Here is a 14,516-nt window from a genome sequence, read left to right as displayed (position 1 = left end):
GCCGCTGCCCTGGCTTTTAGACGAACTGCCCTGTGCCGAAAAAGACTGCGAACTGCCCTGGCGGAGTTATCGCTTGATCAGACGGTTTCACGTTTTTCGTGCTGTATGCAAACCATTTTGAAGGAGGATCTCCTGGCATGAATAAAAAAACTCTCAAAGACATCGACGTAAAAGGGAAAGTAGTATTTTGCCGCGTTGACTTTAACGTTCCAATGAAAGACGGGGAAGTAACAGACGATACACGTATCCGTGCTGCGCTTCCAACAATCAAACGCCTTGCAGACCAAGGCGCGAAAGTTCTTCTCGCGAGTCACTTAGGCCGCCCGAAAGGCGAAGTGGTTGAGGAGCTTCGTTTAACTCCTGTCGCTGCACGTCTCGGCGAACTGCTTGGCAAAGAAGTGAAAAAAGCAGACGAAGCTTACGGTGATGCTGTAAAATCACAAATTTCTGATATGAAAGATGGAGACATTCTTGTATTAGAAAACGTACGTTTCTATCCTGGTGAAGAGAAAAATGACGCTGAGCTTGCAAAAGCATTTGCTGAGCTTGCAGATGTATATGTGAATGACGCATTCGGTGCTGCCCACCGTGCCCACGCATCTACAGCTGGAATTGCTGAGCATCTGCCAGCAGTTGCAGGTTTCTTAATGGAAAAAGAGCTTGATGTACTCGGAAAAGCGGTTTCTAACCCTGACCGCCCGTTCACGGCAATCATCGGCGGAGCGAAAGTAAAAGACAAAATCGGTGTAATCGAAAGTCTTCTTGATAAAGTAGACAACTTGATCATCGGCGGAGGCCTTGCTTATACATTCGTTAAAGCGCTTGGCTATGAAGTCGGTAATTCTCTTCTTGAAGAAGATAAAGTCGAGCTTGCAAAATCATTTATGGACCGTGCGAAAGAAAAAGGCGTTAACTTCTATATGCCTGAAGATGTACTCGTTGCAGACGATTTCTCTAACGATGCAAACGTAAAAATGGTGCCGGTTTCTGAAATCCCTAGTGATTTAGAAGCAATCGACATTGGTACGAAAACACGCGAAACATATGCTGACGTTATCAAAAACAGCAAACTTGTTGTGTGGAACGGACCGATGGGTGTGTTCGAAATCGACTTGTTCGCTCAAGGAACAAAAGCGGTTGCAGAAGCATTGGCAGAGGCGAAAGATACATACTCTGTCATCGGCGGAGGAGACTCTGCGGCAGCGGTTGAAAAATTCGGCCTTGCTGACAAAATGAGCCACATCTCAACAGGCGGCGGCGCATCCCTTGAGTTTATGGAAGGCAAAGAGCTTCCAGGGGTAACTGCACTTAACGACAAATAATCTCAAAACTGCTATAAGGAAGTGGAACAGATGAGAAAACCAATTATAGCCGGTAACTGGAAAATGAACAAAACACTCGGCGAAGCTGTCAGCTTCGTTGAAGAAGTGAAATCTTTCATTCCAGCAGCAGACAAAGCGGAAGCTGTTGTTTGCGCGCCAGCGCTTTTCCTAGAAAAGCTTACTTCTGCTGTGAAAGGCACTGACCTTAAAGTCGGCGCTCAAAACATGCACTTTGAAGAAAGCGGCGCGTTCACAGGTGAAATCAGCCCGGTTGCTCTAAAAGACATTGGCGTTGACTACTGCGTCATCGGCCACTCTGAGCGCCGTGAAATGTTCGCTGAAACTGATGAAACAGTTAACAAAAAAGCACATGCTGCTTTCAAACACGGCATTGTGCCGATCATCTGTGTGGGTGAAACGCTTGAAGAGCGCGAAGCCGGCAAAACAAATGATCTTGTTGCAGACCAAGTGAAAAAAGGCCTTGCTGGTCTTTCTGAAGAACAAGTTGCTGCTTCTGTTATTGCATATGAGCCAATCTGGGCTATCGGAACAGGCAAATCTTCTACAGCAAAAGATGCGAATGACGTGTGTGCGCATATCCGTAAAACCGTCGCTGAAAGCTTCAGCCAAGAAATTGCAGACAAGCTTCGCATTCAATATGGCGGAAGCGTAAAGCCTGCAAACATTAAAGAATATATGGCAGAGTCCGATATTGACGGTGCTTTGGTTGGCGGCGCGAGCCTTGAGCCACAGTCGTTCGTTCAATTATTGGAGGAAGGTCAATATGAGTAAAAAACCAGCTGCACTCATCATTCTTGATGGGTTTGGATTACGCAACGAAACAGTAGGAAACGCAGTCGCTTTAGCGAAAAAACCTAATTTTGACCGCTACTGGAATCAGTATCCACATCAAACATTGACTGCTTCAGGCGAGGCTGTAGGCCTTCCTGACGGACAGATGGGGAACTCCGAAGTGGGTCACTTAAATATCGGTGCGGGACGTATTGTGTACCAAAGCTTAACACGCGTAAATGTTGCCATTCGCGATGGAGAGTTTGAACGCAATCAAACATTCCTTGACGCAATGAACAACGCAAAAGAAAATAACAAAGCCCTGCACCTGTTCGGCCTTTTATCAGACGGCGGTGTGCACAGCCACATCAATCATTTGTTCGCATTGTTAAAGCTTGCGAAAAATGAAGGGCTGACAAAGGTTTACATTCATGGTTTCCTTGACGGCCGCGATGTAGGTCCGCAAACAGCGAAAACTTATATCAAGCAGCTGAACGAACAAATCGAGGAAATCGGTATTGGGGAAATCGCCAGCATTTCCGGACGCTACTACTCAATGGACCGCGACAAACGCTGGGACCGTGTAGAAAAAGCGTACCGCGCAATGGCTTACGGCGAAGGCCCGACATACCGCAGCGCAATGGATGTTGTTGATGATTCTTATGCGAATGGAATCTATGATGAATTCGTGATTCCGTCTGTCATCACTAAAGAAAACGGTGAGCCTGTTGCGAAAATCGAAGACGGGGATTCTGTGATTTTCTATAATTTCAGACCGGACCGCGCCATCCAGATTTCCAACACGTTCACAAACAAAGACTTCCGCGATTTCGACCGCGGCGAGAATTATCCGAAGAACCTGCATTTCGTCTGCCTGACGCACTTCAGTGAATCAGTTGACGGCTATGTGGCGTTTAAACCGATAAATCTTGACAACACAGTCGGAGAAGTATTAGCTCAGCATGGATTAAAACAGCTTCGAATTGCAGAAACTGAAAAGTATCCGCACGTCACGTTCTTTATGAGCGGCGGCCGTGAAGCTGAATTCTCGGGTGAAGAGCGTATTCTCATCAACTCGCCGAAAGTCGCGACGTATGACTTGAAGCCTGAAATGAGTGCGTACGAAGTGAAGGACGCGCTTGTTAAAGAAATTGAAGCTGACAAGCATGACGCGATCATTCTTAACTTCGCAAACCCTGATATGGTCGGCCATTCCGGAATGGTTGAACCAACAGTGAAAGCAATTGAAGCAGTGGACGAATGCTTAGGCGAAGTCGTTGACGCGATCCTCGCTAAAGGCGGTCACGCGATCATTACCGCTGATCACGGTAATGCTGACATTCTGATTACAGAATCAGGCGACCCGCACACTGCGCATACGACAAACCCAGTTCCTGTGATTGTGACGAAAGAAGGCATCACGCTGCGTGAAGGCGGAATCCTAGGCGACCTTGCACCAACGTTATTAGACCTTCTCGATGTTGAAAAACCGCAAGAAATGACTGGAACATCTTTAATTCAAAAATAAGCTGAAATCAAAAGGAGAGACATAACTCATGCCATACATTGTTGATGTTTATGCACGCGAAGTATTAGACTCCCGCGGCAATCCAACAGTTGAAGTTGAAGTATATACAGAAACAGGAGCTTTCGGTCGCGCATTAGTGCCAAGCGGAGCTTCTACAGGCGAATACGAAGCAGTTGAGCTTCGTGACGGCGACAAAGACCGTTACCTTGGAAAAGGCGTGTTAACAGCTGTTAACAACGTAAACGAAATCATTTCTCCAGAGCTTCTTGGCTTTGATGTAACTGAACAAAACGCAATCGATCAGCTTTTAATCGAGCTTGATGGTACTGACAACAAAGGCAAACTTGGTGCAAACGCAATCCTTGGCGTATCTATGGCTTGTGCGCGCGCTGCTGCTGATTTCTTACAGATTCCTCTTTACCAATACCTTGGAGGATTCAACTCAAAAACGCTTCCTGTACCGATGATGAACATCGTAAACGGCGGAGAGCATGCTGATAACAACGTAGATATTCAAGAATTCATGATTATGCCTGTAGGTGCTCCTAACTTCCGTGAAGCACTTCGCATGGGCGCTCAAATCTTCCACAGCTTGAAATCAGTTCTTTCTGCTAAAGGAATGAACACAGCTGTAGGTGATGAAGGCGGATTCGCTCCAAACCTTGGTTCTAACGAAGAAGCGCTTCAAACAATTGTTGAAGCAATTGAAAAAGCCGGCTTCAAACCTGGCGAAGAAGTAAAACTTGCAATGGATGCTGCATCTTCTGAGTTCTACAACAAAGAAGACGGTAAATACCATCTGTCTGGCGAAGGCGTTGTGAAAACATCTGCTGAAATGGTTGACTGGTACGAAGAAATGGTTTCTAAATACCCAATCATCTCTATCGAAGACGGACTTGATGAAAACGACTGGGAAGGCCACAAGCTTCTTACTGAGCGTCTTGGCAAAAAAGTTCAGCTTGTCGGTGATGACCTCTTCGTTACAAACACGAAAAAACTTGCTGAAGGTATCAAAAACGGCGTAGGCAACTCTATCCTGATCAAAGTAAACCAAATCGGTACATTGACTGAAACATTCGATGCGATCGAAATGGCGAAACGCGCAGGCTACACTGCTGTTATCTCTCACCGTTCTGGTGAAACTGAAGACAGCACAATCGCTGACATCGCTGTGGCAACAAACGCAGGACAAATCAAAACAGGTGCTCCGTCTCGTACGGACCGTGTTGCGAAATACAACCAGCTTCTTCGCATTGAAGATCAGTTGGCTGAAACTGCTCAATACCACGGCATTAACTCTTTCTACAACTTAAACAAGTAATAAATTGACCGCCGAGATGTTCTCGGCGGTCTTTTTGCGCTTTCAGAGATCCAAATATAACCTCACCATGTCACGGCATTGAATTCCGTTTTCAAAGATATCCTCATCATAATGTCTAATAAAAAAGTCATGATCGATCGCCTGTAGGCGAAAACCGCACTTTTGATAAAGTGAAAGCTGATGGATACTGGAGTTCCCCGTGCCTATTTCTAGCGTGTCCGCATCCAGCTCCTTTGCCTTTTCTATGGCGTCTCGTACAAGCTGTTTGCCAAAACCCTTCTTCTGAAGAGATTCTTTTACGGCAATATTTACAATTTCAACTGTTTGCGGCCTTGTTTTTAGCAATACATAAACACCTGCAAGCTCATCACCGGACCAAGCCGTATAACATTCTCCTCTCTCAAGATATTCATCTACAATGTCTTTGGATGGATCGGCGAGCAGCAATAAGTCGTATAATTCGTCATTTGTTTTTTTCTCCAATTGAATCCTGAGATTTTGCATATTCATTCCACCTTTTTAGTCTGATAGACATTTAATTTTTTCATTCGTTCCCAATTTCATTCTGTTTTATTATAAAATATGAAAAGCAGTAAATGTCATCAAACGAGTAGAATAGGAGGAAAGTCATGTTTTTTTGTAAAAATTGCGGCTCTCAAAATAATGAAGGAGCCAAGTTTTGTAAAGAATGCGGCACCCCAATAGAAGGGAGCAGCAGACAGGCGAATCAAGAAACAGCAAGCGCTACTGAAACGAAGCAGGCTCCCCGAAAACCAATCCCTAAGAAGACGATCATTTTATGGAGCAGCATCGCCGCAGCGTGCGTTATATTATTCGCCGCATATAAAACAGGAGCGTATTTTACGTCAAAGGAGAGGCTGGTCGACAAGTTTGAAGAGGCTGTAAATAATGAGGATAAAGACAAAATCGCATCTCTGCTTACGCCGCAAAGCGACAAGCTTAAACTGACAAAAAATAATGTAAAACCATTCATCTCTTATTTAAAGGATCACCCTGATAAAAAAGAGGAGCTTTTTGCATCTTTGCGTTCTGAAACAGACCAAAAGGATATTGTAAATGCGGAGAAAGACGGGAAAAGCTTGCTCATATTTGATCATTATAATTTAAAGATCACACCAGTTTATTTTGAAGTAACCAGCAATTATAAAAATGCCGATCTATATGTGAATAAAGAGGATGCCGGATCTATAAAGAAAGCGGATCAAGCACAAACTCTCGGACCGTACATTCCCGGTGAATATACAGTCTCAGCCAAACTGAAAAACGATGTCGTCGATCTTGTGAAAAAGGAAGACATTCAAGCGGTTGGCGATAACAGCTTTCGTGTTGATCTCTCATTGGAAGCGGACGATGTCACATTCAGCTTAGCGGATGACATTAAGAGCGGGAAGGGAGAGTTGCTGATTAATGGCAAGTCGATTCATAAAGATCCGTTCAAATCCGTCACATATGGCCCTCTTCTGACAGACGGGTCCATGACGGCCGCAGTCGAAGCGGAGTTTCCGTGGGGAAAAACAAAAACAGCGGGCGTGCCAATCGACAATAAAGAAATGGAGTTAACGTTAATTCCTGACCAAGACACACAGGAAGCGATTATGAAAACGATTGTCAAAACAACTAAGCAGTATTCAAAAGCGCTTTCGGATGGGAATACAGCCCAGATGACAGAGGCTAGCGCCAAATGGAAGGCACAGGCGAAGGATACCGTCGATTCTATGAAATATACGAACTCTTACTTAAAAGATAAATATTTAGAAACTGATTTTGATCTGGATACATTCACTCTCTCTCAGAAAAACGACGGGACATGGCAGGTATCGGTAACAGGAAAAGAACTTCACCAGTCGTCTTCGTATAACGACTATACAAAATCTGAAATGACTGATGACAGTCCGAGTTACAAATATCTCCTTTCCTATGATAAAAAACAGAAAAAGTGGATTTTTGAAGAAGCTGAATCAACATTCGAATCGGCCGGAACAAATATAAAGAAAATCAAAAATGATAAGCCGGAAACGTACACGTCTGACTGGGAAGGCTCGAAAAATAAAAACAGTGAAAGCTCTCCAAGCGGTAATGTTACAGATGAACAAGTGACATTATTTATGGGCAGTTATCTGCAAAGTCAGGCAGATGCCATAAATCAAAATCGTTTCTCATTGATGGAAGACAGTCTTAAAAAAGGCAGTTCTCTTTATTCCGACCAGCAGCACCTTGTGGCGAAATTAAATAAAGAGGGGACAACAGAAGATTTTAATAACTATGAAGTGAAAAGCTGGAGCCAAAATGGATCGGCTATCACGATTAAGACGTATGAAGAGTTCTATATCACAAAATCCGGAGGCAGCCCAAAGCTTAGAACATATAACTGGACCTACACAGGCACAGTGAAGGACGGAAGAATTTATCTAACATCTATTCAATAAAAACAACCCCATCACCAGCAGGTGATAGGGTTGTTTTTTTAAAAGAGCATAGAACGGAAAATTTCTTTGATATAATGTCCGATAATAAGCCGGAATGTAACGCAGGTAATGAGATAAATGACAATCGTTGAGTAAATCACATCTATCTTTCCTTTATATGAATGCTGGTAACTGCTCAGCATTGCAGGAGGAATGGCAAAGAATGCACCGATTAAACCAACGGCTAATATAATGAAGCAAATGTCTGAATGCAATAAAAAGAATAAAAGGGCAATAATCAAAATAGCCGTAAACGGAATAAGAAACGCTCCGAATCTGGAGAACGAATCTTTAAAAGATACTTGGTTTCCCGCGATTTTCAAGGCGAAAAAGACCAATGCATGTAAACCGAAAAGAAACAGGGCAAAGTAAATGGTTGGCTCTAGAAAGACTGCTGTAAAGCTTACGCTTACCGGACCGTCAGAAAAAAGAATATAAAACATTAAAGGGGTCAGCAAACTAAATAGAACCAGTGTAATGATCGCGCTAATCAGCTGTTCTCCGCCTGTTGTTTTACATTCCTGATAAGGACGTTTTAGAACGGCCAACACAAATGAACCGAACTGTTTTGCTGCTTGCTTTGCAGCGGCCCCGGTTTGAGCTGCCTGCTGCTGGCCTGATTGAGCAGGGAGCGGCGAGCCGCATTTCTCACAAAACTTTCCGCCATCTATTTGATGGCCGCATTGAGGACAATACATAAAATAACTCCTTTTTTATCATATAGGGAAAATAGACTACTAGCTTTATTATAAAAGAAAAATGTTGTAAAGTAACCAATGTTTATACAAAAATACCACAAAAAAAGACACAAGCCCCATTTTAGTTGTGTCTTTTATCATGCTCATATTTATCCGATATCAGCTAAGCCCCTTGCACCTGCTGCAAATTTTTAAAACTTCGTATACGTATTTCCTGTTCAACTTGTCACTTCATTGGGGTATGGAGTGTTTTTGATGCGTTTATAGAGAAATCGCTACCGGGTAAAGGGAGGAGAATATTTCTTTTTCCTGTGCAAACAATAACAACAAGGAGGTTTAAGATGTTTTCATTCATCGTTCATGTCTTCATTTCTTTATTCGCCGTATCAAACCCGATCGGAAACGTACCGATATTTCTAACGCTGACAGAAGGCTATTCAGCTGCGGAAAGAAAAGCGATTGCCCGGAAGGCAGCGATTTTATCCTTTTTTATTTTGACGGCTTTTTTGGTTTTTGGCCATCTTATCTTTCAACTGTTTGATATTAACATTCATGCGCTCCGAGTGGCGGGCGGCATATTCATTTTCGGAATTGCCTATCATTTATTAAATGCGAAAGAGTCACACGTGCAGTCCCTTCATCATGATGAACATAGGGAAAGCAAGGAAAAAGCGGACATTTCAGTCACCCCGTTATCCATTCCCATTATCGCTGGGCCCGGAACGATTGCAACGGTGATGAGCCTCTCCGCCGGGCATGGCGGCATTGGCCATTATGCGGCTGTTTTGATCGGCGTCGCCGCAGTTATTGCCCTGACCTTCCTCTTTTTCCACTATTCTTCTTTTATTAGCAGCAAACTCGGGAAAACCGAGATGAACGTCATTACCAGACTGATGGGATTAATCTTAGCCGTGGTTGCGGTCGGAATGATTGGTGCCGGGCTGAAAGGCATGTTTCCGATCTTAACCTCATAATGCAAAAAAAGCAGTTCCCTTACTTGAGGGTGCTGCTTTCTTTTGTTTTCGGAACATATTGAAAGATTTCCTCACTCTCAAAAAACTCAATCAGCCTGCTTAGCCAGTCATAGTAATGGAGCCATTCTTTCAGTTCATATATAGCAGCTGATTGACTTTCTCTTCCGCTTCAGGGGTAAGCTCTTCATCCAATATGCTGAGCAGCTCTCGGCTGAGTTTTTTATGCATCATTTTGTTTTTGCTGACGACCTTGCTCCAAGTGGCTGTAAACAGCGTGATAAACGTTTGGTAGTAGTCCTGCTCAACCTCATACAAATCTTTTCGCACGCCTTTTTCGAATACTTTCTCGCCGATATTGGCATCAAGCATTTCCCGCACAACCTGGCTCATGCGTGTTTTGCTCATGCCGGTTGCTTCAGACAATTCGGCGAGTGTCATCGGTTTTCGATTCATATAAATAATGCCCAGCACGCGTCCGAGGGTTGAGGGCATTCCGAATGCATGCATATTTTCCGCGATTCTTTCTATTAAATGGTCCTCAGCTTGATCAATGATCGTTAACGGATCTTTCTCCATCGGTTTCGATCCTTTCAGCTAACAATTCCGATTGCCAATATACACATTTTTGAGACGGCGAAAATGCTGTAAAAAGAGAATTTGGAAGGGAATTGGAGCAATAAGGAGATCAATACAGGTCAATGCGGATAAACCAGCTTTTACACATAATTTATAAAAAAATATGAACAAATTGTAAACTTTTTATTTTATTAACTTTATTCTATAATGAGAAGCATTCAATTATCTGAAAAATTAAATATGAACTGAATGAATTGAATAAACTTAATTTTGGAGGTGCGATGTTTGCTGACATTAGAAAATGTCTCGAAAACATACAAGGGCGGCAAAAAATCCGTGAATAACGTGAATCTTGAGATTCAAAAAGGTGAGTTTATCTGTTTTATCGGTCCGAGCGGCTGCGGAAAAACGACAACCATGAAAATGATTAACCGATTAATTGAGCCTTCCGCCGGCAAGATTTTTATTGGCGGCGAAAACATTATGGAACAGGACCCTGTAGAGCTTAGGCGTAAGATTGGCTATGTTATTCAGCAAATTGGCCTGTTTCCCCATATGACCATTCATCAGAACATTTCACTTGTCCCAAAACTATTGAAATGGCCGGAGCAGCAGCGGAAAGAGCGGGCGCGTGAACTTCTGAAATTGGTCGATATGGGGCCGGAATATTTGGACCGTTATCCTCATGAATTAAGCGGGGGACAGCAGCAGCGAATAGGTGTATTACGGGCACTTGCCGCAGAGCCGCCGCTTATCTTAATGGATGAACCGTTTGGGGCGCTCGACCCGATTACGCGTGATTCCCTTCAGGAAGAATTTAAAAAACTGCAAAAAACCTTACATAAAACCATCGTATTTGTTACCCACGATATGGATGAAGCGATTAAACTGGCAGACCGGATTGTGATTTTAAAAGGGGGAGAAATCGTTCAAGTTGGAACCCCCGATGATATTTTGAGAAATCCGGCTGACGAATTTGTTGAGGAATTTATCGGCAAGGAGCGGCTGATTCAGTCATCCAGCCCAGATGTGGAACGTGTTGACCAGATCATGAATACGCGGCCAGTAACAATTACCGCGGATAAAACGCTTTCTGAAGCGATTCAGCTGATGAGGCAGGAGCGTGTCGATTCATTGCTTATTGTCGATGACGAGCACGTTCTCCAAGGCTATGTGGATGTTGAAATCATTGACCAATCCCGGAAAAAAGCGAATCTCGTAGGAGAGGTGCTGCATGAAGAACTTTACACAGTATTGGACGGCACATTGCTGCGCGATACGGTCCGTAAAATTTTAAAACGGGGTGTCAAATATGTTCCTGTTGTGGATGAAAATCGGTGCTTAATCGGAATTGTGACAAGAGCGAGTCTTGTTGACATTGTGTATGACTCCCTTTGGGGAGAAGAAAACCAACTCGCGGTATTGTCATAGGGAGGTGGAAAATCATGCACCAAATTGTACAATTTTTGCAAACAAATGGAGTCGAGCTCCTTTATAAAACATATGAGCATATCACCATATCGCTCATTGCTGTCATCTTAGGCGTGCTCGTTGCCGTCCCCCTTGGGGTTGTGCTTACCAGAATAAAAAAGGGAGCCGGCACCATTATCGGCATTGTCAATATCATTCAAACACTGCCGAGTCTGGCGATTCTCGCTTTCTTTATTCCGCTCCTCGGTGTCGGAAAGGTTCCAGCCATTGTGGCATTGTTTTTCTATTCCGTTCTGCCGATTCTCCGCAACACCTACACAGGCATTCGCGGAGTCAATCAAAATCTGCTCGAGTCTGGCAAAGGCATCGGGATGACGCCGGCTGAACAAGTGCGCCTGGTGGAACTGCCGCTTGCTGCACCTGTCATTATGGCGGGAGTTAGAACATCGACGATTTATTTAATCGGCTGGGCTACGCTTGCTTCTTTTATTGGCGGCGGCGGATTGGGTGATTACATTTTTATCGGATTGAATTTATATCAGCCGGAATATATCATCGGCGGCGCGGTGCCTGTCACCGTATTGGCGATTGTGATTGATTATGTGCTGGCGGTGACGGAACGAAAACTAACACCTGCCGGCATGCAGCGATTAAAGGAAGCTTCGTAAGGAGGCGGCTCATGAAAAAAACATATCTCAAATGGATGATCGGGCTAACGCTTGCAGCAATGCTGACGTTGAGCGGGTGTTCGCTTCCGGGTCTCAGCGCCGCTTCAGACCAAACCATTAAAATCGGCGCACAAAGCATGAGCGAATCAGAAATTATCGCCAGCATGCTCGGCCAGCTGATCGAACACCACACTGATTTAAAAACAACAACCATTAAAAACCTCGGCTCCAACGCGGTGCAGCAACAGGCCTTATTGAACCAGGAAATTGATATTGCGGCCACAAGATATACAGGAGACGCGCTGACTGGAACATTGAGAATGAATCCTGAAAAAAATCCGGACAAAGCGCTGGCGCTGACACAGCGGGAGTTTAAAAAAAGATACAATTTAAAATGGTATGATTCCTATGGGTTTGATAATACATATGCCTTTACGGTCAGCAAGGAGCTGGCCGATCACTATCATTTAGAAAACGTATCAGACGTTCAAAAATGGGCCCCGCAATTAAAGCTGGGCGTCGATAACTATTGGATGAAGCTCAAAGGAAACGGCTATCAGGATTTTACGAAGACCTACGGAATGGCATTCGACGGTACGTACTCCATGCAGATCGGACTTGTGTATGACGCGGTGAAAAGCGGAAAGATGGACATTGTCCTCGCGTATTCGACGGATGGAAGAATCAAGTCCTATGACCTCCAAATGCTAAAGGATGATAAGCAATTTTTCCCGCCGTACGACTGCTCTCCGGTTGTTCCCGAACAAGTGCTTAAAGAACATCCTGAGCTTGAAAGCATTATCCAGAAAATAATCGGAAAAATCGACACAGCCACCATGCAGGAGCTTAACTATGAAGTTGACGGCCATCTAAAAGAACCGTCTGTCGTTGCTAAGGATTATTTAGAAAAGCACCACTATTTCGAATCGTGAAAGGGGGACAAAGCCAATGAACGTGTTTGAACAGTTAATGACGTATTACGCACAGAACGGCGGCTACGTAATGGATGAATTCGGCCGTCACTTTCTCATGTCGGCTTACGGCGTCTTGTTTGCCGCTGTCGTCGGGGTTCCAGTCGGAATCCTCATTGCGCATTATCGCCGATTGTCTGCCTGGGTGTTCGCCGTAACAAATGTCATCCAGACAATCCCCGCGCTCGCCATGCTGGCGGTTTTAATGCTTGTGATGGGGCTAGGGGCAAACACTGTAATTGTAGCATTATTTTTGTATTCCCTCCTGCCGATTATCCGAAACACGTACACAGGGATTGTCAGCATTGAACATGCTTACTTAGAATCGGGAAAAGCGATGGGCATGACGAAATTCCAAGTGCTTCGGATGGTTGAGCTCCCGCTCGCGCTTTCTGTCATCATGGCAGGCTTGCGCACGGCTCTCGTCATCGCCATCGGGATTACAGCGATCGGCACATTTGTCGGCGCCGGCGGACTTGGGGACATGATCGTCCGCGGCTCAAATGCGACAAACGGAACAGCCATTATTCTGGCCGGCGCGATCCCGGCTGCGGTGATGGCGGTAGGAGCTGATTTGCTGCTGGCTTGGCTGGAGCGGACCTTAAAGGTGATATAGTAACTAGAGAAAGATAAAACATATGTAGAATTACAAAATTATATCTTCTTAATGTTAGGAGATATAATTTTTTTAACTATAAATAGGAACAATAAGAAAATAGTTATGATACCAAAGATACAAAAAGTGATTTTTATTAATTCAGCATTATGTCTACGTTTAATTGCTTCTTCTAAGTCAAATATTCCGTAACCATATTCAAATCTTGATCCTTTGGAGTAGGCTGATTTTTTCACAGTGTTAATAATATCTTCATTAGTAATATTAAAATTTTCAAATTGAAATAGAAGAGCTAGTGCCCCACTTACATATGCATTAGAAACTGAAGTTCCGCTTGTTTTATAATAGTCACTATTAATTGAATAACTTTTTAAATTTTCTCCAGGGGCCATTATAGTTATTCCCTGCCCTTTACTTGAAGAAAATAAACGGTCATCATGTGAGTTTAATGCTCCCACTCCTATAACTTCATTAAATTTAGCTGGGTATGAAACAGTGTCTAGATTTGATATACCTTTATTGCCTACAGAAGAAGTAAGTATTATGCCTTTATTATAGGCTTTTTTTATGGCGGCATGAAGTTCTTTAGAATAAGAATCTCCACCTAAACTCATGGATATGATATCAACGTTATTTTTTATACTCCATTCAATTCCTTTTGTAATATTTGTATAATTCCCTTTAAGTTCTTTATTTAACACTTTAACAATGTATAGTTTTGCTTTCGGAGCAATGGCGTTAATTATACCGGTGTTATAAGTTCCATGTCCATTTAAGTCATTAACTGTGGTATTAGGCTCATTTACAAAAGATACGCTTTCTTCTATAGGAAGGGAATTCATTTTAGTGCTAATTCCTGAATCTAAAATCGCTATAGATACCCCTTCCCCATCTAACTTATACTTGTTTTTAATTTTTTGGATATCTTTAAATTGTTGTGATATATCATTAGAAGCTGCATTTAAGTTGTTACATGGGAATAAGGTGATAAAAATTATCATAAGCAAAAAGAATAAATAATTCGTGATATTAGGTCTCAACATTTATATCTCCTTTAATTATGAAAATTAACCAAAAAATAGTTGAAGGAAAAATTCAATATGGTAATATATACTTATCAATATATTATCTTA

The 14,516-nt window shown here is 43.2% G+C and carries 14 protein-coding genes and 1 pseudogene; 10 read left to right on the top strand and 5 right to left on the bottom strand.

Annotated elements, in window-relative coordinates; all coding sequences use genetic code 11:
- Positions 1 to 16: 16 nt before the first annotated feature.
- Entirely contained in the window at positions 17 to 139 is a 123-nt protein-coding gene (locus BTW01_RS18635) for a hypothetical protein (RefSeq protein ID WP_258894766.1), read from the bottom strand.
- Between BTW01_RS18635 and BTW01_RS14145 the strand changes: the two genes are divergently transcribed.
- The 4 genes from BTW01_RS14145 to eno are packed head-to-tail and all read left to right on the top strand — an operon-like array spanning position 138 to position 4,963.
- The gene (locus BTW01_RS14145; protein ID WP_162103587.1) at positions 138 to 1,322 is read left to right on the top strand and encodes a phosphoglycerate kinase; all 1,185 of its coding nucleotides are present in this window, start codon (positions 138 to 140) and stop codon (positions 1,320 to 1,322) included. The genes BTW01_RS18635 and BTW01_RS14145 overlap by 2 nt on opposite strands.
- A gap of 30 nt (positions 1,323 to 1,352) precedes the next feature.
- The gene (gene tpiA / locus BTW01_RS14140) at positions 1,353 to 2,114 is read left to right on the top strand and encodes a triose-phosphate isomerase (protein ID WP_162103586.1); all 762 of its coding nucleotides are present in this window, start codon (positions 1,353 to 1,355) and stop codon (positions 2,112 to 2,114) included.
- Positions 2,107 to 3,642, top strand: coding sequence for a 2,3-bisphosphoglycerate-independent phosphoglycerate mutase (gene gpmI / locus BTW01_RS14135; RefSeq protein WP_162103585.1), 1,536 nt, complete (start codon positions 2,107 to 2,109; stop codon positions 3,640 to 3,642). Before tpiA ends, gpmI begins: the two co-directional genes overlap by 8 nt.
- Positions 3,643 to 3,670: 28 nt before the next feature.
- A complete protein-coding gene (gene eno / locus BTW01_RS14130; protein ID WP_162103584.1) occupies positions 3,671 to 4,963 on the top strand; it encodes a phosphopyruvate hydratase in 1,293 nt (430 codons plus the stop codon).
- Between the two features lie 42 nt (positions 4,964 to 5,005).
- On the opposite strand, the gene BTW01_RS14125 is transcribed toward eno, so the two are convergent.
- Complete coding sequence (locus BTW01_RS14125; RefSeq protein WP_162103583.1) at positions 5,006 to 5,473, bottom strand: GNAT family N-acetyltransferase; 468 nt, start codon at positions 5,471 to 5,473, stop codon at positions 5,006 to 5,008.
- Positions 5,474 to 5,592: 119 nt separating this feature from the next.
- Between BTW01_RS14125 and BTW01_RS14120 the strand changes: the two genes are divergently transcribed.
- Positions 5,593 to 7,410, top strand: coding sequence for a zinc ribbon domain-containing protein (locus BTW01_RS14120; RefSeq protein WP_162103582.1), 1,818 nt, complete (start codon positions 5,593 to 5,595; stop codon positions 7,408 to 7,410).
- 38 nt (positions 7,411 to 7,448) lie between these two features.
- Here BTW01_RS14120 and BTW01_RS14115 read toward each other — a convergent pair whose 3' ends face one another.
- Positions 7,449 to 8,147, bottom strand: a complete 699-nt coding sequence (locus BTW01_RS14115; RefSeq protein ID WP_162103581.1) for a zinc ribbon domain-containing protein — start codon at positions 8,145 to 8,147, stop codon at positions 7,449 to 7,451.
- 341 nt (positions 8,148 to 8,488) lie between these two features.
- Between BTW01_RS14115 and BTW01_RS14110 the strand changes: the two genes are divergently transcribed.
- A complete protein-coding gene (locus BTW01_RS14110; RefSeq protein WP_162103580.1) occupies positions 8,489 to 9,121 on the top strand; it encodes an NAAT family transporter in 633 nt (210 codons plus the stop codon).
- A gap of 19 nt (positions 9,122 to 9,140) precedes the next feature.
- Here BTW01_RS14110 and BTW01_RS14105 read toward each other — a convergent pair.
- Positions 9,141 to 9,697 (bottom strand): annotated as a pseudogene (locus BTW01_RS14105) (GbsR/MarR family transcriptional regulator).
- A gap of 285 nt (positions 9,698 to 9,982) precedes the next feature.
- Between BTW01_RS14105 and opuBA the strand changes: the two are divergent.
- The 4 genes from opuBA to BTW01_RS14085 are packed head-to-tail and all read left to right on the top strand — an operon-like array spanning position 9,983 to position 13,383.
- The gene (opuBA, locus tag BTW01_RS14100) at positions 9,983 to 11,128 is read left to right on the top strand and encodes a choline ABC transporter ATP-binding protein OpuBA (RefSeq protein ID WP_162103579.1); all 1,146 of its coding nucleotides are present in this window, start codon (positions 9,983 to 9,985) and stop codon (positions 11,126 to 11,128) included.
- A gap of 14 nt (positions 11,129 to 11,142) precedes the next feature.
- Positions 11,143 to 11,796 carry a choline ABC transporter permease OpuBB gene (opuBB, locus tag BTW01_RS14095; RefSeq protein WP_162103578.1) on the top strand — a complete coding sequence of 218 codons (654 nt, stop codon included), beginning with the start codon at positions 11,143 to 11,145 and terminating at the stop codon, positions 11,794 to 11,796.
- A gap of 11 nt (positions 11,797 to 11,807) precedes the next feature.
- Positions 11,808 to 12,728 carry a choline ABC transporter substrate-binding lipoprotein OpuBC gene (opuBC, locus tag BTW01_RS14090; protein WP_162103577.1) on the top strand — a complete coding sequence of 307 codons (921 nt, stop codon included), beginning with the start codon at positions 11,808 to 11,810 and terminating at the stop codon, positions 12,726 to 12,728.
- Positions 12,729 to 12,744: 16 nt separating this feature from the next.
- On the top strand, positions 12,745 to 13,383 hold the full coding sequence (locus BTW01_RS14085) for an ABC transporter permease (protein ID WP_162103576.1): 639 nt from the start codon (positions 12,745 to 12,747) through the stop codon (positions 13,381 to 13,383).
- Between the two features lie 38 nt (positions 13,384 to 13,421).
- Here the strand turns inward: BTW01_RS14085 and BTW01_RS14080 are convergent, their stop codons facing one another.
- Positions 13,422 to 14,426, bottom strand: a complete 1,005-nt coding sequence (locus BTW01_RS14080; RefSeq protein WP_162103575.1) for a S8 family serine peptidase — start codon at positions 14,424 to 14,426, stop codon at positions 13,422 to 13,424.
- Positions 14,427 to 14,516 lie beyond the last annotated feature (90 nt).

Source organism: Bacillus sp. SKDU12, assembly GCF_010093085.1.
Classification (GTDB): Bacteria; Bacillota; Bacilli; order Bacillales; family Bacillaceae; genus Bacillus; species Bacillus mexicanus.
This window is presented reverse-complemented; position numbering and strand designations above follow the sequence as displayed.